Origin of the sequence: uncultured Caballeronia sp., from assembly GCF_964243625.1 — a bacterium.
Classification (GTDB): domain Bacteria; phylum Pseudomonadota; class Gammaproteobacteria; order Burkholderiales; family Burkholderiaceae; genus Caballeronia.
Genome location: NZ_CAXTGZ010000041.1, coordinates 1 through 19621 on the forward strand (window position 1 = coordinate 1; position 19621 = coordinate 19621).

The following is a 19621-nucleotide window of genomic DNA, read 5'->3' on the forward strand; positions in this document are numbered from 1 at the left end:
ATGTCCACGGCATTGCCGCGACGATCTATGAAGCGGAGACCTCGGCGAACGCGCGCTCGCAGGGGGGCATGCTCGATATTCACGAACACAACGGGCAAGTCGCGCTCAAAACAGCGGGCCTCTTTGATCAGTTCCTGAAGGTCATTCACGCTGGCGGCCAGGCAACGCGCGTACTCGACAAGGACGGCAACCTGCTGCTTGACGAACCCGACGACGGTACGGGCGGTCGACCCGAGGTACCTAGAGGGGAACTACGCCGCATCCTGCTTGACTCGATTCCTTCCGACACGATCCGGTGGGGACACAAGCTCGTAGCGGCGTCTGCGCTTGGTGGCGGCCGGCACATGTTGACCTTCGCTGACGCCTCCGCCGTGACAGCCGACCTCCTCGTGGGGGCCGACGGAGCCTGGTCGAGAGTTCGTCCCCTTCTCTCCTTGGCGGAACCGGCGTATGTCGGCACGTCATTCTTCGAGACACATCTGTACGACGGCGACACTCGACACGCGGCAAGCGCCCAAGCGGTTGGCGACGGAGCGCTATTTGCGCTCGCGCCGGGCAGGGGCATACTGGCGCATCGCGAGCCCAATGGCGTGCTTCATACGTACGCGCAGTTGAACAAGCCCGCGGACTGGATTGACAGCATCGACTTCTCCGACCCGGCAGCGGCCAGAGCTTGCGTTGCCAGGGAGTTCGACGGGTGGGCTCCGGAACTCGTAGCGCTCATCACCGACGGTGAGACAAACCTTATGCCCCGCCCCATTCACGCGCTTCCAGTCGAGCACAGATGGGACCGCATACCGGGGGTGACACTGCTCGGCGACGCCGCGCACCTGATGATCCCGTCCGGTGAGGGGGCCAACCTTGCAATGTTCGACGGCGCTGAGCTCGGCAAGGTTATCGCCGCCCACCCCGATGACCTTGAGGCCGCGCTCATCTTGTATGAGCAGGACCTCTTCCCCCGCAGCGCGTCCGAGGCGGCGGAGGCGGAAGACGTACTCAGGGTGTGTCTTGGCCCCGACGCGCCTCAGAGCCTTCTCGATTTTTTTACCTGGAACCAGCCGGCGAAATAGTCCACCTGCATTCCAGCATGACCTCGTTGTTCATAGCACGGGGACGACCGGCATCGTTTTTGTGCCGTTCGAGCTGAACCTCACCTCGGCGCGCGCAACGTCACCTCGCTATCAACAAGTGCACTCGTCGTTGCCCGCATGCGGGACGTATTGCGCATATTTCTGTCGAACCGCGATAGCGTTACGTACACGCCATAAGACGCCAATCCTGATTGATCAATTCTTGGTCTTGATCGGTAAACCGCATTGATCCGGTTAGGTATGCCAAATAAACACCACTTGTCCATCGGTCAGTCTGCATGGCGTTGTCACTGACAAGGACGCGCATGCACTGATTCATCCAGCAATTGCGCGTTGTACGCTGCCAGAAAAAACATCAGGCTGTACAATATTTCCTAATGAACTTTCTGTTTTTCAGGTTTATGGCGCTTTTCCCAGCTCACCGACCAAGCAATTCATGTATGCATTTTTTCGACGGTGACGCGCCTATTCAACAAGACCTGACGAAAGCAGCCGGCCTACTGAATTCAACGTCGAACGCTGTACGGGCGATGGCGCAGATGCTCGGAATTTGATTGAACCACGGTCGCGAATCAACATGCAGGCGGTTTTGCCGGAAGGTCGTCTTACGGGATCGTCTTGCGCGCGTGATGCGGCTATACACGGGTAACGCAGCCCATCCCGCCTGCAAATTCAAGGAGAAATTCAGATGAAAGCTGCATGGTATGAGCGCAATGGCGCGGCGCGTGAGGTGCTTACGGTCGGCGAGCTCGACAATCCCGCTCCCCAAGAAGGCGAAGTCTGCGTGCAGGTCAAGGCGTCCGGCGTCAATCCGTCCGATGTCAAAGGGCGTTCCAGCCGTCCCCCCATGGCGGCGCGCATCACACCGCACAGCGACGGCGCGGGCGTCATCACAAGCGTGGGAAGGGGCGTCCCGGAGAGCCGTATCGGCGAGCGGGTCTGGCTCTGGAATGGTCAATGGAAGCGTGCCGGGGGCACGGCAGCAGAGTACATCGCGCTGCCAGCGGAACAAGCGGTGGACCTGCCCGACAATACCTCGTTCGATGAGGGCGCGTGCCTTGGCATTCCTGCACTCACCGCGCTTCGCGCACTCACGATCGACGGCACCGTGCTTGGCAAGACTGTGCTCGTCACAGGGGGCGCAGGCGCCGTGGGCGCATATGCGATTCAGTTTGCGCGGCTCCTGGGCGCGGCTCGGGTCGTCACCACCGTGAGTTCGGATGCAAAGGCACAGATCGCGAAGGGCCTCGGCGCCGACGATGTCATCAACTACCGCAACGAGGACGTGGTTGCGCGTGTGAAGGCGCTGACGAACGGACGCGGCGTGGACAGAATCGTGGAGGTCGATGCCGCCGCGAACGCCGCACTGTACCCCGCGGCCCTGGCGCGTGACGGCATGGGCGCGATCTATGGGGCGGGCAAGCCGCAGGTGCAGTTCGACTTCCTGCCAATGATTCAAAGTGGCGCCGCAATACGTTTTTTTATCGTCTACGAGCTCTCGCCCGCAGCGCGCGCCGAGACTGTGAGTGCGCTGAATGGTTATCTGAAAACCGGCGCGCTCAATCACAACGTGGCAGAGCGTTTCTCCCTCGAGCACATTGTCGAGGCGCACGAGGCTGTCGAAAGCGGTCGACTGACGGGCAACGCAGTCGTCACGTTGTGAGCATGCCTTTTCCGCTCTTCAGTGTTCCCTTGCAATATGCCGCGCCGCGTTTGTTCTTTGCCCGGTAACCCGCGAGCACCAGACTATTGCAGGGGTGGCATGCGGTACTCGGATCGGGTCGGCTGAACCATATTCGGCCGTTCGCCATTTTTTCCGCGCGGACCCGGCGGCGGTCGGACTTCGCGGCAGGATCGCGCGAAGGTTTGGAATGGCCAACCTTGCGTCCACCGCGGAAATTGTTTGACGGAAATTCAATGCCACATCTCGGCCGATTGCAACCGGCGAATCTGATCAAGAGAGCTGCCGATGGTTGGCGCGCGCGCCGTTCCGATTCATTGCGCATAGCCTTGCAGTCACTTGTCGCGAGCCTTCTGAGCTACGCGGTCCTCGCGGCCATTGATCCTTCGAATGCCACATGGGCTATCTTCTCCAGCCTTTTTACCCTGCAGAAGAATTTCGACCGAAGCATGCGATACGGCCTTGGGCAAATGGCGGGTGCGGGATTCGGCACCGCAGTCGGTCTGGCAGCAATACACGTTTTTCCCGGCAGCGAGCAGTCGATGTTGCGACTCGGGCTGACCACGCTTGTGACCTGCAGTGTGACCGCGATCTGGCCCGCGACAAGCTATGGCGTCGTGGCGGCCGCTGTGATCGCGCTTGCCCCGTCTGCTGGCATTTCTGATGCGATCAGTCGTGCTGGGGCGATCATCCTCGGTTCCGGCATCGGGATCGCGGTGTCGATGTCGGTATGGCCGCAGCTCGCCCGCCAACGCGTGTTCAATTTCATTGCAGCGGCACTCGACGATTGCAGTGAATTGCTCAACCATATTTCCATATTCGATCAACCACACGACCGTGCCGCGCTCGACGCTCTACACGAGCGATTCCTTGGACATCTTGAACTGGCTCGATCCGTTTCAATCGACACGCGCATACGCGCGCACTTTCAATCAGGCCTGACGCTGTCGTCTGCTCTCTCGGCAACTGAACGCCTTTGGCACGGCCTTGTTCTTCTGGATCGAATCGGTTCCGCCCATGGCAGCCATTTCACGATGGGAGATCGAGAAGTGATGATGGACGTCGGCAACAACGTCAAAACGTGTGGGGCGCTTTATCTTTCGAGGCTGGCCGCCTATGTAAGAGGAGGTCATGCGGCACCGGATCCTGACGCATGCAGCCGAGCGCTCAATGAAGCGCACGAAACATTGCGGGAAGAACTTGACTGCTCGGCGGCACGCGAAAGCTACGACCGGTATCGTTCCTTGCATTCAGTTATCTTCGGATTCGAGCAAGTCGGTGAAAATCTGATCGACCTGCATCAACTGTTGCTCCGCAATACCTCAGCGAATTGCACTGGTAATGGATCGTAACCGTCACGACCCTTGTGGTAACGCGGAACACGACGCGTGGAACTACACTACCTGTCGTTCACCATCCGCTCTCTGATATCCGCAGACGCACAATCGCCTTTCACTGTGGCTCTCATTGCAAGCCCTCAGTCCTTTAATCGCGCAAAACACACCCTTCCCTTCGGACTGTAGAGAAAGCTGATGATGCATCCATCAAACAGTGCTTCGCATATCACCGATGACAACGGGCAGACATCCGCAGACTCCCGCAGTCAGGAAACTGTCATGCGAGAGAAAGGACAGGCGGGTGGAATTTTTCTGCATGCCGGCTGGAGAAGCGCGGGAACGTGGGTATGGTCTCGCTTTCGGGCCTTGCAGACCGTGACGGCGTTCTATGAACCGCTTCACCCCATACTGGCCGACCTGCGAGCCGCTGACATACCCGCCTTGGAGCCGACCTGGACTTCGGGTCATCCGAAACTTACAGCGCCTTATTTCACCGAATATAGGCCGTTCATTCGAGACGACTTACATGGTGTGGCGGGCTATCGAAAAAGTTTTAGTGCGGATCGATTCGGACCCGTGGCGGATGCTGCCTTCTCAACATTGCAGGCGTACCTGAAGAGCCTCCACGACCAGACAAGGAAGCAGGGGAAGATACCTGTCTTCAAATTTTGTCGATCCCTTGGCCGGTTGCCATGGTTAAAGGACGCGTTTCCTGAGGTGATGCACGCAGTCGTCCTGCGAAATCCCGCATCGCAGTTTGCCTCTGGATGGTTGCTTCATCAGCAATGGAGCAATCCCTTCTTTGTTGCTGCTCCGTTTCGGATATTGGGCCTTAATCAAAACGAGCCTATCGTCAAAGAGGTCATTGAAGTGTGCGGCGTTCGCTTGCCGCCCGCACCCGTCACCTCGATCGATGAATATGCTGCGGCCTGCGAGCAGTTCGTGCGTACGGTCGACGGCGACAACGCATATCGGGCGTTTTTAGCGGTGTGGATGCTGTCTGCAATGCGCTCGGCCGACGAAGCCGATTTGCTGGTCGATGTTGACCGGCTGGGACAGTCTCCCGAATACGCCTTGGCATTACGGGCACAAGTTCGAGGCCAGGTCGCAATAACGCCGGACTTCAGCGCTGCAAGAGATCTCGTTGCACAGATGAAGGGTAATGCTTCGCTCATGAAGGGAATCGACGGACGCTCGATCAAATCCATTCACGCCTCAGCATTGGGTTTCATGGTATCGAAAAGAGGTGCATCGGGACCTGGGACGGACGGTGCTGAGCTCATTAAGGAAAAGCTGGTGCTCGCTCGAGAACTGTCAGAACAGTGGCGCTACTACTGACGCAGGGTCATTCATAGTGGCATAAGCAATGAGGAGATCAGATGGACTTGCCAACCGACAATTCATCTCACGTTCACCGTCATGAGTTTTCAGTCGGCGTCGACGACCGCTCCGACTTGCTTGGGCAGAAACCTGGGATAGTCTGGTTCACCGGTTTGCCAGCGGCTGGAAAGTCCACCCTCGCCGACGCCCTCGAAGTTACGCTCCATGACGCCGGCAAACACAGTTTCCTACTGGATGCCGACACCGTGCGTACCGGGCTATGCCGGGATCTTGGATTCTCCGATGAGCATCGACATGAAAACATCAGGCGGTTGAGCGAAGTCGCTCGGCTGATGGCTGACGCCGGGCTGCTGGTGTTGGTCTGCGCCATTTCACCCTTCTCGGCAGATCGGCAAATCGCACGGCTCACTGCCGGGCCTCATCGGTTCGTGGAAGTGCACGTACATGTTCCCGTTGCAATCGCTGAAAGCCGCGATCCTAAAGGACTGTATAAGCTCGCAAGACAGGGAGTGCTCAAGAATCTCACGGGTATCGATTCCCTCTACGAGGAACCGATCGCTCCCGACGTTCGCATCGACACCACTCAATGCTCGATAGCTGATGCAATAACCTTGATTACTCAGCGGTTGATCCATGAGTAAGCCGCTTTATACCAGGCTCCTCGAGAAAGACGCCCGGGGTTGAACCAGTTCTTTAGTGCGTCGATGCAACCTTGCGCCGCATCTGCCCGACGGCTAGCCACAACGCCGAAACGAGAAAATAGATCGCACCGACACCCGCATAGCCGGCAATTTTGATAATCGCGGGAGGTGCTGTTGAATGGGCCTGCGCGATAAAAAACACGCCCGCCAGCGCCGACTGGCCTCCGCTCAAGATCATTGCCCATTGCGCACCAAACCGCTTCCAGCGGCGCACGGCAGTAGCGAGCTGAAGCAATCCGGATAGAACGGCCCAGGCTCCGAACACGTCAAGGATCAGGCCTGTGTCGACGCTCAACACCACCATCACCGCAATCGCTATTACCAGGCTTGCAAAGACGTTGAAAGCCTGAGTGAGGTTTTCGCGCGCCCCACCGCTACGCGACATGTCGATGTAATTAGCCAGCGCGTCCCACAGGGGATAGACAATGAGCAATGCCGCACCGATCGCTGCGGCATGCTGACCGACGGCGAACGCGAGCGCGACCCACACCGCGGAAAACGCTGCACGTGTGAGGTAGTAGTGTTTGAGCCACCGCTCATCCTGAAGGCCGGTGGTATCTGAAAGACGAGTAGCCATTGAAATTCCCTTTGAAATTTGATCGGCCGCGTCGCCGTGGCGACACGCCAGGCGCTCGCTGTGACGGGCTGTCGGCAGGACCGCACAGCGTTATCGCGACAAGTAGGCCTGCATGGGTGGAGATCATGGCATTCGGTTTGTCTTGTCGGTATCGGTCAAATGACCGATGCGCTCCAAAAGGTGGGGTGTTCGTGTTGATCGAAGACCGCCAAGGCAGGACCGAGCGGATTCGTGGTAACGGGCGCCTTGGTTGGCGTTTCAAATGGGCAACTGAGCGGGCAACCAAGGCAGAGGCGCTTTTTGCGGGGATGGTCGACCGGGACGCCCTGTTACCTTCGCAACGTCGATTCGATGATCACACGAGGGAAAATCCACCGTGCGCAGCCGGGTAACGACCGCTTCTCTTCAAGCGTTGAACACCACGCTGAAAGCTGTTCCTACTTGCAACCGTCTCACGTTGATCTGCCAGCCGTGAGCACCGGCAATCTCCTTGCAGATTGCAAGGCCGAGACCCGCGCCATCGTGTTGGACATCAGGGGCGCGCCAGAAACGCTGAAACAAGAATGGCAGATGTTCCGGGTCAATGCCATGACCCTCATCGCTCACCCGGATAGAACTGCCGTCCACCGATACCGTCACCCTGCCGCCCGCGGGCGTGACGTTGATCGCGTTTTCCACGAGATTTTTGAGCAGGATAAACAACGCGCTTCGATCAGCCTTGATGACCGAGGCAATGACGGGCGAGTCTAGCTCAAGCGATACATTCTCCGTGCTGGCCTTGAGGGCGAAGTAGCCCGCGACATCGTCGGCTACGTCGGCCCAGTTGACATCGCTGAACACGAAGTTTTGCGACTCGCTGACTTCGGCGAGGTGCAGCAACTGACGCACTTGCCTCGCCATCAGGTCGATCTCGCGATAGATCAGTTCCTTCTTTTCAATCCCGGGCTGCAACTCGATTTGTCCGCGGATCAGCGTCAAAGGCGTCTGCAACTCGTGAGCTGCCGACGCCAGAAAAGCCTGCTGGACAATGAAACCGTTCTCAAGCCTCGACAGCGCGTCGTTGAACGCCGTGATCAATGGTTTGATTTCGCTTGGCATGCCTTTGTCGGAAAGACGCATCGTGAGACTGGACGGCGTGATCGACGCCGCGGCGCGAGATGCCGCCCTCAGCGGCCGAAGCAGCCGGTGCACGGTGAATGTCAGCGTCAGACCAAAAATGATCGTGGCAAGCGCGATGGTCCATCCCACTATGCCGGGAATCGGCTTGACCTTCATGCTCAGCACGGCCTTGTTGAACGCGACGCTCGTTGCAACCTGGACCACGAACCGCGCGTTGCCGCGCTGCGTTTCTCGCGTCACCAGGTCGAACGGCCGCCCGTTTATCGACACCTCGCGATCTTCACGGCTCTCCCCTGCAGGATTGCCCTTCTCCCACTGTTCGCCGCCGGCTGCCTTGCCCGACGACAGAAGCAGATGACCGCGGTCGTCGAGCACGCGGTACATCAGGTCGTTCGTCGCGACGTTGAACAGCCACGCGCTCTGCTCATCGAGCGCGACAGCCACTGGCTGTCCGTGGCTGTCGAAACGCAGTCCGTCAACGATGCGCTGCGCGGCGCGAATGTCGGCGTGACGCTGCAACATCCGCGGAGGCGAATGACTGAACGTGTACATGGTGATCGCAGCGATCACGCCGAGGCAGATCACCAGCGCCGTCACGCTGGTGAGCCATAGTCGCGCCGAAAGGCTGCGGACCCAGTACCTAAACATGTTGGGCGCCGTTCGATTCTGCATTCCCGCAAGGGTGAAACGCATAACCCTGACCCTGAACCGTGAGTATCTGCTCGCATGCGCCCGCGGCCAGCCTGATGCGCGAGCGCAGCCTGTGAACCCAAATACGAACGCTCGAGTCAAGTACGCGCGATTCCATCATCTGTGCTATCGCACTGACCGAAATCACCCTGCCGGGCGAGGAGACAAGCAGTTTCAGAAGCGAATATTCGGTTTCCGAGAGTGCAACGGGCCGCTCCTGAAAGCTCAGGCTGCGCGCCAGGAAGTCGAGCTTGAAACCATCGAACCGATAAGGCATTCCGCACGCCGGCTCCCGAATCGGCCGATGCCCGACACGGCGCAGCACATTGCGGGCCCTGACCAGTACTTCATCGACATTGAACGGTTTCGACACGACATCGTCAGCACCGCATTCAAGCGCGACGATGCGCTCCGTGGCGTCGTCCTCCTCGCCGAGCATGATGACGGGCAAGTCGTCGTCGCTATTGCGCAAGCGCTTGATCTCGGCCAGTCCGCCGCTCATGCACAGACCGCTTGCGACGAGCGCCAACGCGGGCCTCTCCAGTGTCAGCCGATGTGCGATCCCCGCTGCATCATAGAGGACGGATACGTCGAAGCCCGCCGCGTGAAAACGGTTGCGCAACACGTCGCGGCAGCCGGGGTCGGCATCGACTACAAGAATCAGGCGCTTCATCAAACCTCCTTGAAAAACCTCCGCCTCAGGCCGGCGCCTGCAACACGAAACCCGCGCCGCGAACGTTGGCAAGACGCGTCCTTGCGTTGATCGAGGAAAGCTTCTTGCGCAGTCTATGCACCGTGACTTCCAGCGCGTTTGGCGTGACCGCTTCCGCAAGTCCCCAAGCAGCGTGCTCCAGGGCCGCATGCCGCACGGTCTGGCCGGCTACTTTCATCAAGGTCAGCATGATCTGGAGTTCGGCGGGCGCGAGCACGATCGACTGCTCGCCGCATCGCAATGCGCGCTGCTGCGGATCGACGGAAATATCGGCAAAGGCCTGGATGAGCGCAGTGAGCTCCTGCGGCCTGCGCATCAGCGTGCGAACCCGCGCGACCAGTTCGCTCATCGCAAACGGCTTGGTCACGTAATCGTCCGCGCCGCTTTCCAGCCCGTCGATACGATCGTGCAACGCGTCGCGGGCCGTGAGCATCAGGCAAGGTGTCATCTGTCCAGCGGCGCGGAGGTTTCTCAGGAAAGCGAGGCCATCGCCATCCGGCAATCCGCGATCGACAACCAGCACCGCATAATCGCCCCGGCTCATGCCATACGCGGCCTCTGATAGCGTGCAGAAGGTATCGGTCTCCACGCCGGCGCCCAGCAACGCCTGCCGGATCATTGCCGACAACCGGACATGATCTTCTATGAGTGCGACTCGTGACATATCACCCGATCAATTGAACTGGTACAGATAGCCGAATCTGGCTTCGGGAATGAAGCGCTTGCCCACGATAGGGCTATCCGTGATGCCGCTTCCAAGATGCTTCGCACCGACGTCGAGCGTGACAGACTGCTGGCGCGTGAACCGATAATCGAAGCGCGCGCCAGCCGACATGTCATATGTCGATGTGCCCGAGTAAGCTGGACGTCCGGCGCGGACTTCCGACGAGCGGACGCCGTAATAGTAGTCGACATACTTGCTGCTCAACCATTCGGCCCCCACATGCGGTTCAACGGAGAAATTGCCGTAGTCAATGCGCTTGCCGAAATTGACGCTCCCCTTCTGTCCCTTGTTCCCGCCTTCGAGCACGTCGCCAGTCAGCGTTCCAAAACGGGTCTTCCACGCCAGTGCCGGCCCATACCAGAACGCGCTATTGCGTGTCTGCATGCCGTTGAGGCTGGATGCATCCGAGCCCTCGTACCCGTCCCCGAGCGCATATTGACCGCGAAGGGTAAAGCTCACGTTGTGCCACGTCCCGACTTTGAAATCGATAGTCGTTCCGATAGCATGAATCCATTTGTCGTCAAAAAAGAATAAAGGGATCGGGTCGAACTTCGAGCCGTAGTTCTTGTACGGCGCCTGCTGGTATCCGAAACCGGCTCCCAATCCCCAATGCGTGACGTTGGTCGCGTTGCTCAACACGGTGAAACCCGAGTCGTCCGCGTCAGGTGGCTGCGCGCCTGCCCCGTCGGCCCAGACCGGCGCTGATACGAGCATTGAAGCAAAGGCCAGCAGCAACGCATATTCGCCGCATACATTCTTTCTCACTGTCGATCCCTGGTTAAATGGCAAAAACGGGACCGACTTTAAAACGGTGTGACTTACTGTTTACTTACCTGCAACGCCGGTTGCTTATCGCCTGCCTATGGCCTTGTGGTCTTCAATGCAAGGCTCAGCGCCTCACGAACGGCCAGCAACAGCCGGCTATCTGCGTCATCCTTGCGGGTCACCACGGACAACTGCAAGGTTGGCGGCGACGCGCCGAGACGGATCGTTTTGACCGGGTACTGCTCGCAGACACGCGGATCCACCACCTGCAGCACGGACACGCCAAGCCCGGCGCTCACCATCGCGACAATCGCAGTCACGCTGTCCAGCTCGAGCGCGCTGCGCTTCTCAGCCATCACCTCACGAACGTAACGCGCGCCCATTGCTCCCGTCGTCGTCTGGCGATCGTAGCGAATCCAGTCGTAATGCCGGAGGTATTCGTACACGGTTGCGGCTTTGGCATCAGGCGGCGCGATAAGGACCAGCTCCCGCTTCAACAGCGGATACCAGATCAGTCCGGCCACTCTCCCCTTCTCGGGCTGCGCGGCCACTGCTGCGTCAAGCGCGCCTGCCTTGACGTCGGCCGTCAGGCCCGCACTTCGTCCCCGCTGCGGCCTCAACAGGAGTCGCGGATGGGTATCCCGGAGCACGCGCATGGTCCCGGGCAGCAGCATGGGCTGGATCGATTCAATCAGGCCGAGCCGAATGGTTCCTTCCACGACGACGGTATTGCGACGCCTCAGCACGTCGATCTGTTGCAGGCCCTCGCGCATCGCGGCAATCACCTGATGCGCCATTGCGGTCGGTTGTACGCGCAAGCCGGCACGCCTGAACAGTGGTTGGCCGAGATACTGTTCGAGATGTTTCATCTGCATGCTCACCGCGCTCGGCGTAAGGTTCATCGCGGCCGCGGCAGCGGCAAACGAACCCTCGGAGAGAACCGCTCCAAGCGTTTCGAACGCTTCCAGTTTCATCAAGATCTCTTATCTAAAGAGTGAAATAAAGTCACTTTTATTGACTATCCGCCGAGCCTATACTTTTTGCAAGACATGCAGCGGGAGTTCACTCCATCCCGCCGCTGACAATTCAGACAGCCGGAGACATGACAGCAATGAACAGCTTCAGACCCGTTCCGTGGCTCGCGACCGACGCGAAAGACGACACATCCTGGATGCAGCGTCTGAGCGCCGACGAAGTGGCCGGATTCGACGTCGCACTCGCGCATGCAAAAACGCTCGGCCGCGACCTTCTTGAGATGACCCCCGACGATTTCCCGCTGACCGCCGTGTCTCGGAACGCGTTGCAACGCGCGGTGGATACGACCCAGGGCCGCTGGGGCATGTGTCTGCTGAAAGGCTTTCCGGTGGACCGCTGGAGTGAGGACGACACCCGTCTTGCATACTGGGGCATGGGCCTGCACATCGGTGTGGCGCGCACGCAAAACCGCGCGAGCGACATCCTCAACGATGTACGCGATGTAGGTTCCTCGTACAAGACCACGAACGGCCGGGGTTACAACACGAACGCATCACTTGATTTCCACATGGACTCATGCGATGTAGTCGGTCTGCTATGCCGTCGAGCCGCGAGGACGGGCGGCGAGAGCAAGGTCGTCAGCTCGATCGCCGTGTTCGATGAAATGCAGCGTCAGCATCCAGAACTCGCAAATGCGTTGCGCGGACCTTACTACTTCAGCTATCAAGGCGCTCAGGACCCGGCCCAGCCGCCTTACTATTGCTGCCCGATCGTTGGCGACCAGCCGGAGCATTTCGCCATGCGCACGAATCGTAAGAATATCGTCGCTGCGCAGCGCGATTTCGATGACGTTCCGCGTCTTTCAACCCTACAGACCGCCGCACTGGATCTGCTCGATGAAACGATGACGGACCCGCGCTTCTGCTTTTCGATGTCGCTCGAGCGTGGCGACCTGCAACTGCTCAACAACTACGTCACGATCCATTCCCGAACCGGCTTCGAGGACAACGAGGAGCCGGACATGAAGCGTCATCTGCTGCGTCTGTGGCTGTCCATCCCGAACGCGCAGCCGCTGCCGGAAAACTGGCTCGAATATTTCGGCGACATACGCGCTGGCGCAGTACGCGGCGGCTTGCGCGGAAGCGCTCGCTCGCAGGCATTCGAAGCGTATGAAAAACGTCAGGCGGCGCTCATGGGCATGAGCCTGCGCGAATGGACGCCGACATCATCGCCGGTCAGCGCGGCCTGATTTTCAACGCGCGGTCCGCTATCGGGCATTTCGGAGACTAGGCTCTTGAACGACAACAATCAGGTCCCCACTGCGGCACGTCTACGCCAGTACCTTTGCTCGGGCGACATGCTGGTAGCGCCTGGCGTCTACGACGGCATCACGGCGCGGCTCGCCGAGCAGGCGAAGTTCACCGCGTTATACATGACCGGCGCAGGCACGGCCGCGAGCTACGGTCTGCCGGACTATGGACTGCTCACAATGACCGAGATGGTTGCGAACGCGGCGCGCATCGTCGCGTGCACCACCCTGCCGGTTATCGCCGATGCCGACACTGGTTTTGGCAACGAGCTGAACGTGACGCGGGCCGTACGCGCTTACGAGCAGGCGGGCGTCGCGGGCATTCATATCGAGGACCAGGTGTCGCCCAAGCGCTGCGGTCATCTCGACGGCAAGGAACTCATACCCGCCGCAGAGTTCGTGGCCAAGATCCGTGCCGCCCTCGCTGCCCGTCGCAATCCGGATTTCGTGATCATTGCGCGGACCGATGCGAACAGCGTCTCCGGTCTTGACGATGCAATCGCGCGTGCAAACGCCGCGCTCGCTGCGGGAGCGGACCTCGCGTTTGTCGAAGCGCCGCGCGACCTCGACGAAATCGCCGCGATTCCGCGGCGCGTGAATGGTCCTTGTCTCTTCAACATCGTCCGGGGCGGCAAGACGCCCGACATCTCGCTGCACGATGTACGCGAGATGGGCTATCGGCTAGCGATCCTGCCAAGCTTGCTGCTGGCAAGCGTGATGCGGGTATGCGAGCAGGAACTGGCGGCGCTGGCCGCAACCGGCATGCCCCCGCTTGCAGCCAGCGCACTGAGCGCGAAGGAACGTTTCCAGCGCATGGGTTCGGACGACTGGGACGCGCTGCGTACGCGTTTCATCGATAAACCGCGCTGACGCCACGCACAACGACGCAACAAAACAGAAAAACAAACAGGAGACAACATGGCATCCCCGGCATCCATTGGCTTGCGCCTTGACGCGCTGCCGCTCAGCGGTTTTCACCGGCGCATGCTGTGGCTCATTGCGGCAGGGATGTTCTTCGACAGCTTCGACATCACGCTTGCCGGCTCCGTGCTCGGTGCGCTGGTCCATAGCGGCATGTCGAACCTGCAGCTCAACGGCTATTTCATATCAGCCACGTTTGTCGGCATGGCGATTGGCGGAACGCTGGCAGGCATGCTTGGTGACCGTTTCGGGCGCCGCTTCACCTATCAGGCGAATCTGCTCGTGTTCGGTCTTGCGTCACTGGCGGCGGGCTTTGCGCCTTCCATGCCGTGGCTCATCGCTTTCCGGCTCGTGATGGGTATCGGACTCGGTGCCGAAATTGTGGTGGGATATTCGACCCTGATCGAGATGACGCCGCCGAAGCAGCGCGGCCGTTATTCCGCATTGCTCGCACTGGTGACCAACAGCGCGCTGTTCGTGTCGTCGCTCGCGGGTTATTTCCTGATTCCGTTGTGGACCTGGCGCTCCATGTTTTTCGTCTCCGGCGCGGGCGCGCTGCTTGTCTGGGTTGCGCGTAAATCGATGCCCGAGTCGCCCCGGTGGCTTGCAAGCGAGGGCCGGCTGGAAGAAGCCGATCTGATCGTGACCCGCATCGAGGAAGAAGTGCATGGCAAGGGTTATCGGGCGCCCATGCAGTCCGGCACGCCCCCGGACCTCGAGCCGACGCCGCCGTTGTCTGTGCTGTTTTCAAGCGAAGTCTGGACACGTACGCTTGTCGGTTCAACCATATCGATTGTCATTGGCATCGCCATTTACAGCTTCGTCACCTGGGTGCCTACCTTTTTGCTTAGGCAGGGCCTCAGCCTGTCGTCATCGCTTGGGTACAGCATGGTGATGTCGCTGGGTGGTCCAATAGGCGCGGGTATCGGTCTCATCTGCACTGACCGCTTCGGACGCCGCCGATGCATCGCGATCGCATCGATAATCGGCGCGGCAATGGGCGTGAGCTACGCGCTCTCGAACTCGCCGATGATGGCCGCAATAATGGGCTTTCTCCTTTTTTGCTGCCTATATGCAATCGTTGCTTTGGCTGTTGCCTGTTACATTCCCGAGCTGTTCGGAACGCGCTACCGGCTTCGGGGCAACGGTTTTTGCGCCGTACTCGGACGGATTGCGTCGTTTTGCGCGCCCGGCATTACGCTGCTCCTGTACCGCACCGGTGGCATTCGATACGTCGCCTTCAGCGTCGCGGCATTGCTGGTGGTCCAGGCACTCGTGGTGCTCGCGTTCGGTATCGAGACACGCTCGCAATCGCTCGAGGCAATCGAGGAACAGGGCGGCCCGCTCGGGCCGAAAGGTGCCCGGCTATCGCAGCAGTAGTCCAGCTTTTAAAGGCAACGAGTGCCGTACCACGCAAGCCGGGTAGCACCGTACACCACGGCTAGATGATCATCTTCCGGCAAGTCCAGAACTCAAACGACCATGAGCTACCTGTTGTTCTTGCGATCAGCAAGCCCGAAGTAAGAATTCTCGCGCGCCCAGACCAGCACCTCGCTGCGACTGTGAAGATCGAGTTTTGCGTAGATGGTCGCCACGTGATTACGAACCGTGTTCAATGCGAGACCGAGGTGCTTGGCGATCTCCTTGTCGGCCTGCCCTTCACACAGGGCATCGAATACGTCGCGCTCCCGTGCGGTCAGGTCGTCGAGTCGGCCAGCAGACGTTCCCGGCGCATTGGCACGCCGGACATTGGCCAGCTTTTCGATCAAGGTCTTGCTGAACCAGGATGCATCCTGCATGACCGCTTCGATGGCATCGACGAGTTCCATTTCCGAGCGCTTTCGTTCACTGATATCGAGCCACGCCATCAACACGCAATCCTGCCGATTGATGCTGACTGATTCCGCCGAAACAAGGCAGCGAATCGTCTCGCCATTCTTCTTCCGTACGTCGAACTCGACGTTGCGCACCCCGGTGCCGGTCTCGAGCAGACTTGCGAGTCGGCTGCGGACATCACCCATCCAGACGTTCGCATCTGCGCCTGCCCGACCGATGATGTCTTCGGCCGCATAGCCCGTCGTTACAGTGAAGGCCTCGTTGAGATCGAGAATCACGAACTCGTCTGCGGTCACAACGGCACTGGGGACCGGCAGCATGCGAAAAGCCTTCTGAAACCGCTCCTCGCTTTGACGCAGTGTGCTCTCTGCTTTCCTGCGCGGTTCCAGATCCATGAAGGTGAAGAGCATGCAGTCTTCTTCACCGATATCGATCGGTTGTCCCGCCACCACGACGGGTTTCAAACCGCCGTCCGGAAGCCTGAGCTCCGCTTCCATTTGTGGGATCGTCGCGCCCTGGCTCAGGCGTTCGATCGCGATGCCCCGCTTCTCGGCGTTCTCGAATACATCGAGCTCATACACTGATCGGCCAATGACGTCTTCACGAACGTAACCCGTCATCTCCAGGAACCCCTGATTGACTTTCATGTAGCGCTGATCGCTCAACCGGCAGATCACCGCAGGTGCCGGGTTTGCATTGAAGGTCTTCTCGAAGCGCTGTTCGGCGCTTGCCCATTCAGTCGCATCGTGAACGATCAGGGCGAGACAGTCCGGTTCGCCCTGGCTGTTCGTCAGCACGAGACTGCGCACTCGATGCACCCAGTTGACCGAGTCGTCATCTGCGGGGAATACCTCGACCACTACGTCGCTAAAACATTCTCCCGCGATCACGCGCTCGATTGGATACTGCCCATTCGAAAGAATATGGTTGTTACGATAGCGAAGCCGGAACCGTTCCCGATACTCCCCCACGTCTTTGCCGAGGTCGCTCACATTTTCCACGCCATGCATGCCGAGAGCAGCCTCATTCGCCCACAAAATGCGTTGATCCGGCTCGATCAGGATGACGCCCTCGGTCAGTCCGGTAATGATCTGCTGGAGCTGACGCCGGTCCGTCTCGGTACGCAGCACGCGGTCGTTCATGGTTGGGTTCTTCCTGGATGCCGATGCGGCCATGCCGCCTGCACTGTCGTGAAATATGAAAAATCGCACCTTGGTGCTGCGAGCAAAAGAGATCGCGGCAACCAAGGGCACTGGCAGAATACGTCAGTCGCCATTACACCACGACTTCCTCACGCAACGGATTGCTGCGGCGTCCAAGAAACCCGGCAAATCCGGAGACAAGCGCGCCCAAAAGCAATATCACGACGCCCGCCCACGCGGCATGACTCACGCCGGTTGCGGCCGCCTCGCCGGCTTGACGCGCTTTCTGTTCGGCCTGGATCTTCAGGCTGCGGTACTTCTCGAGTGCCTGGTTGTAGGTCTGCTCGTAGTTATTCGCGATGGTCTGTGCTTCAGGACGACTTTTGCCGGTGCGCGCCATGATGACGTTGACAAGCGCTTCCTTGTCCGTCGCGTCGAGGGCAGGATACGCCTTCTGCTTCAATCGATCGAAAAAGCTGCTGAGATCATCGGCGGAGTTCTGCGGTTTCGCGGCAGCGCCTGCAGCGGTCGCAGTGCCGTCACTCGCTGCGCCCTGAGCGGACGCTTTGAGATTTGACGGGTCGAGCGCGGGCTTGCCGGTCTGACGCAATAGCGTCTCCAGTTGTCCCTGGACATCGGTCATATCGATATCGATGCCATTGCTCTTGAGCGCGCCCTTCACGCCGGAAGCGATGCCCGGAGCCGCTGCAGCGACGCCCTGACCCGCCACCGACAGTCCCGCCCGAGCCACCCCGGATGCGGTACCGATCGCGCCGCCGGCCAGGCTCGACAGCATGTAGAGCGTTACCAGGGTGGTCAGTGACCAGCAGAGGACGCCGTGCAGCGCGCCGCGCCGTGGCGAGGACCGCCCCGCGAAAAACCCTCCGACCGCAAGCGACACGAGCGTGGACACGCCGACCCAGATCCCCGCGCCGGTGCCGAAGCCAGCAAGCGGATTACGCTCACCCATTGGGTCGAGTGCGCTTGCACCAATCGCCGTGCCCAGTACGCCAAGGAACAGATACGTCATCATGGCCAGCAACAGGCCGACGAACACGGCACCCCAGGAGACACGCAATACGTTCATTGGTTGGGGGTCAAGAGATGTATGGATTCGATTCATGGATTACCTTTTTATTCTAGTTCAGGGAGCGCACGAGCCGGTCCCGCCCGACATGTCTGTCAGCCGGTCTAGCGCTTCGCCCATATGGCACCAGCGATAAAACTCACCGCTGCGACAAGCGCCAACGACGCCACCGGGTTACTCTTGGTCGCACCACGCACGGTGTCGAGCGCCTCGCCATACGATTGCTGAGCTATGCCAGCAGCTTGACGCGCACGGCCCTCCAGTTGCGACCCGTTATCGCCCGTGACGTTGCCGAGCGCGGCTTGCGCCTTCCCAGCAGCTTCTTTGATCGATCCTTCCGCTTTCTCAAACATGATTACCTCGTTACTTTAGTGTTTCGGATGACGAATCATCGATGACTTTCGATGGTCGATCTACCCCGGTCATCGAATGCCGGGAATCAGTCCTTGCCGGTTGCTTTATCGGCGATGTCCTTGGCTTTCTCCTGCGTCTTCCCGACGCCTTCCTGCACTTTTCCTGCAGTTTTTTCAGCAACCCCTTCAACTTCCAGTGACGTATTTCCGGTCACTTTACCCAACGCTTCCTTCACCGAGCCCTTGATCTGCTTAAGCGTTCCGTCGACCTTATTCTTGTTCATATGAATGCTCCTTAGGGTGGATTAACAACACGGAGCAAAGTGGCACCGTGTGATTGGAAGTGTAGGTGCAGCGAGTGATGCGGCACCAGATACAAACGCGCTAGAAAAAATAGTGCGTTTGCGCTCCAGTGCTCGCTGGAAACTCGCCAGCCGTCCCGGAGCGCCGACCAGCGACGTGCCGTAGTCAGGACAACAGCATTGAACGCGGGCTCTCCAGTCCTTGACGATTCCCAGGCTAGGGCCGCCTCACGCATTCGACACATGGCGAAACACCATGTGCGGAACAGGTGCGCTGGCGACAACCCGGTCGAATGCCTATACAGGTGGGCACGCTGGTTCAGAGTGGAAAGCTGATTGCTCGCATAGAGCAACGCGCCTGGATCGGGCGACGTCTATGCAAGCGGTGGCACGGTCGCAGTCCAGGCATCGACACGCGCGATCATGGGCGGCAAGTACACGCAACTTGCAGGACGAACACCCGCGATCAACCGTGGCAATGGCAATGGCAATGGCACTTGGAATGACACTTAAAACTTCATCACCAGCGCCACGCCACCTACCATGAGAACGGCTCCAAGCGCCCTTAACCAACTCAGCGGATGGTCCGGCACACCGATCAGACCGAAGTGGTCAATGACAATCGAGGCTATCAGGTTCGCACAGATGGTCAGCCCGTTGATTGCTCCGACGCCAACCTTTTGGACCAATGTCAAGCCCGCAAATACAGCCACGGCTCCCACAATGCCGCCCAACGGTGCCCACCATTTCATGTCCTTGAGCTCAGTCAGCGTCGGGAGCGGGGTTGGCTGTATCCAGAACAGCGCTATGGCAAGGAAAGTGACCAGCATGAAAGAGACCGCCGATGCCAGCCACGGGTTGACCAACGATGCCTTCAATACGCCGTTGATTGGTGCACCGGCCGCCTGCAACACACCACCTAAAATAATGAAAGGATAAATCCATGCATTGCTCATCG

19 protein-coding genes are annotated in these 19621 nt (G+C 59.4%); 8 read left to right on the top strand and 11 right to left on the bottom strand.

Annotation, left to right across the window (positions count from 1 at the left end; all coding sequences use genetic code 11):
* The 5 genes from ACFFAR_RS04615 to cysC all read left to right on the top strand — a co-directional run.
* Positions 1-1070 (top strand): FAD-dependent oxidoreductase (locus ACFFAR_RS04615; RefSeq protein WP_375507564.1); only part of this gene is annotated, 1070 nt, incomplete at its 5' end.
* A gap of 709 nt (positions 1071-1779) precedes the next feature.
* Positions 1780-2754 carry an NADPH:quinone reductase gene (locus ACFFAR_RS04620; protein ID WP_375507565.1) on the top strand — a complete coding sequence of 325 codons (975 nt, stop codon included), beginning with the start codon at positions 1780-1782 and terminating at the stop codon, positions 2752-2754.
* Between the two features lie 254 nt (positions 2755-3008).
* Entirely contained in the window at positions 3009-4124 is a 1116-nt protein-coding gene (locus ACFFAR_RS04625) for an FUSC family protein (RefSeq protein ID WP_375507566.1), read from the top strand.
* A gap of 264 nt (positions 4125-4388) precedes the next feature.
* Positions 4389-5447: a hypothetical protein gene (locus tag ACFFAR_RS04630; RefSeq protein WP_174362925.1), complete on the top strand. Its 1059-nt coding sequence runs from the start codon at positions 4389-4391 to the stop codon at positions 5445-5447.
* A 41-nt stretch (positions 5448-5488) separates the two neighbouring features.
* Positions 5489-6091 carry an adenylyl-sulfate kinase gene (cysC, locus tag ACFFAR_RS04635; protein ID WP_174362924.1) on the top strand — a complete coding sequence of 201 codons (603 nt, stop codon included), beginning with the start codon at positions 5489-5491 and terminating at the stop codon, positions 6089-6091.
* A 52-nt stretch (positions 6092-6143) separates the two neighbouring features.
* Here the strand turns inward: cysC and ACFFAR_RS04640 are convergent, their stop codons facing one another.
* From ACFFAR_RS04640 to ACFFAR_RS04665, 6 genes are all read right to left on the bottom strand, one after another.
* On the bottom strand, positions 6144-6728 hold the full coding sequence (locus ACFFAR_RS04640) for a DUF308 domain-containing protein (RefSeq protein ID WP_174362923.1): 585 nt from the start codon (positions 6726-6728) through the stop codon (positions 6144-6146).
* Between the two features lie 405 nt (positions 6729-7133).
* Positions 7134-8495 carry an ATP-binding protein gene (locus ACFFAR_RS04645; protein WP_174362922.1) on the bottom strand — a complete coding sequence of 454 codons (1362 nt, stop codon included), beginning with the start codon at positions 8493-8495 and terminating at the stop codon, positions 7134-7136.
* Positions 8488-9210: a response regulator gene (locus ACFFAR_RS04650; RefSeq protein ID WP_174362921.1), complete on the bottom strand. Its 723-nt coding sequence runs from the start codon at positions 9208-9210 to the stop codon at positions 8488-8490. Before ACFFAR_RS04650 ends, ACFFAR_RS04645 begins: the two co-directional genes overlap by 8 nt.
* 25 nt (positions 9211-9235) lie before the next feature.
* On the bottom strand, positions 9236-9913 hold the full coding sequence (locus ACFFAR_RS04655; RefSeq protein ID WP_062170875.1) for a response regulator transcription factor: 678 nt from the start codon (positions 9911-9913) through the stop codon (positions 9236-9238).
* 9 nt (positions 9914-9922) lie between these two features.
* The gene (locus ACFFAR_RS04660) at positions 9923-10738 is read right to left on the bottom strand and encodes a MipA/OmpV family protein (RefSeq protein ID WP_375507567.1); all 816 of its coding nucleotides are present in this window, start codon (positions 10736-10738) and stop codon (positions 9923-9925) included.
* Positions 10739-10833: 95 nt separating this feature from the next.
* Positions 10834-11712 (bottom strand): LysR substrate-binding domain-containing protein, encoded by an 879-nt coding sequence (locus ACFFAR_RS04665; protein WP_174362920.1) that lies wholly within the window; start codon positions 11710-11712, stop codon positions 10834-10836.
* Positions 11713-11849: 137 nt separating this feature from the next.
* On the opposite strand from ACFFAR_RS04665, the gene ACFFAR_RS04670 reads away from it, so the two are divergent.
* The 3 genes from ACFFAR_RS04670 to ACFFAR_RS04680 are packed head-to-tail and all read left to right on the top strand — an operon-like array spanning position 11850 to position 15323.
* The gene (locus tag ACFFAR_RS04670; RefSeq protein WP_375507568.1) at positions 11850-12962 is read left to right on the top strand and encodes a TauD/TfdA family dioxygenase; all 1113 of its coding nucleotides are present in this window, start codon (positions 11850-11852) and stop codon (positions 12960-12962) included.
* 45 nt (positions 12963-13007) lie between these two features.
* Positions 13008-13892, top strand: coding sequence for an oxaloacetate decarboxylase (locus ACFFAR_RS04675; RefSeq protein WP_375507569.1), 885 nt, complete (start codon positions 13008-13010; stop codon positions 13890-13892).
* 48 nt (positions 13893-13940) lie between these two features.
* Complete coding sequence (locus tag ACFFAR_RS04680; protein WP_375507570.1) at positions 13941-15323, top strand: MFS transporter; 1383 nt, start codon at positions 13941-13943, stop codon at positions 15321-15323.
* A gap of 107 nt (positions 15324-15430) precedes the next feature.
* On the opposite strand, the gene ACFFAR_RS04685 is transcribed toward ACFFAR_RS04680, so the two are convergent.
* From ACFFAR_RS04685 to ACFFAR_RS04705, 5 genes are all read right to left on the bottom strand, one after another.
* Entirely contained in the window at positions 15431-16921 is a 1491-nt protein-coding gene (locus ACFFAR_RS04685) for a PAS domain S-box protein (protein WP_375507571.1), read from the bottom strand.
* 133 nt (positions 16922-17054) lie between these two features.
* Complete coding sequence (locus ACFFAR_RS04690) at positions 17055-18008, bottom strand: hypothetical protein (protein ID WP_375507572.1); 954 nt, start codon at positions 18006-18008, stop codon at positions 17055-17057.
* A gap of 104 nt (positions 18009-18112) precedes the next feature.
* The gene (locus tag ACFFAR_RS04695) at positions 18113-18361 is read right to left on the bottom strand and encodes a CsbD family protein (RefSeq protein ID WP_062170864.1); all 249 of its coding nucleotides are present in this window, start codon (positions 18359-18361) and stop codon (positions 18113-18115) included.
* Positions 18362-18447: 86 nt separating this feature from the next.
* Positions 18448-18645, bottom strand: a complete 198-nt coding sequence (locus ACFFAR_RS04700; RefSeq protein WP_062002956.1) for a CsbD family protein — start codon at positions 18643-18645, stop codon at positions 18448-18450.
* A gap of 527 nt (positions 18646-19172) precedes the next feature.
* Positions 19173-19621, bottom strand: a 449-nt coding sequence (locus tag ACFFAR_RS04705; protein ID WP_375507573.1) for a DMT family transporter, incomplete at its 5' end; no start/stop codon positions are given.

Coding starts and splice junctions, on each gene's coding strand:
- ACFFAR_RS04620 (WP_375507565.1), top strand. CDS start 1,780: ATGAAAGCTGCATGGTATGAGCGCAATGGCGCGGCGCGTGAGGTGCTT.
- ACFFAR_RS04625 (WP_375507566.1), top strand. CDS start 3,009: ATGCCACATCTCGGCCGATTGCAACCGGCGAATCTGATCAAGAGAGCT.
- ACFFAR_RS04630 (WP_174362925.1), top strand. CDS start 4,389: ATGCGAGAGAAAGGACAGGCGGGTGGAATTTTTCTGCATGCCGGCTGG.
- cysC (WP_174362924.1), top strand. CDS start 5,489: ATGGACTTGCCAACCGACAATTCATCTCACGTTCACCGTCATGAGTTT.
- ACFFAR_RS04640 (WP_174362923.1), bottom strand. CDS start 6,728: ATGGCTACTCGTCTTTCAGATACCACCGGCCTTCAGGATGAGCGGTGG.
- ACFFAR_RS04645 (WP_174362922.1), bottom strand. CDS start 8,495: ATGTTTAGGTACTGGGTCCGCAGCCTTTCGGCGCGACTATGGCTCACC.
- ACFFAR_RS04650 (WP_174362921.1), bottom strand. CDS start 9,210: ATGAAGCGCCTGATTCTTGTAGTCGATGCCGACCCCGGCTGCCGCGAC.
- ACFFAR_RS04655 (WP_062170875.1), bottom strand. CDS start 9,913: ATGTCACGAGTCGCACTCATAGAAGATCATGTCCGGTTGTCGGCAATG.
- ACFFAR_RS04665 (WP_174362920.1), bottom strand. CDS start 11,712: ATGAAACTGGAAGCGTTCGAAACGCTTGGAGCGGTTCTCTCCGAGGGT.
- ACFFAR_RS04670 (WP_375507568.1), top strand. CDS start 11,850: ATGAACAGCTTCAGACCCGTTCCGTGGCTCGCGACCGACGCGAAAGAC.
- ACFFAR_RS04680 (WP_375507570.1), top strand. CDS start 13,941: ATGGCATCCCCGGCATCCATTGGCTTGCGCCTTGACGCGCTGCCGCTC.
- ACFFAR_RS04685 (WP_375507571.1), bottom strand. CDS start 16,921: ATGAACGACCGCGTGCTGCGTACCGAGACGGACCGGCGTCAGCTCCAG.
- ACFFAR_RS04690 (WP_375507572.1), bottom strand. CDS start 18,008: ATGAACGTATTGCGTGTCTCCTGGGGTGCCGTGTTCGTCGGCCTGTTG.
- ACFFAR_RS04695 (WP_062170864.1), bottom strand. CDS start 18,361: ATGTTTGAGAAAGCGGAAGGATCGATCAAAGAAGCTGCTGGGAAGGCG.
- ACFFAR_RS04700 (WP_062002956.1), bottom strand. CDS start 18,645: ATGAACAAGAATAAGGTCGACGGAACGCTTAAGCAGATCAAGGGCTCG.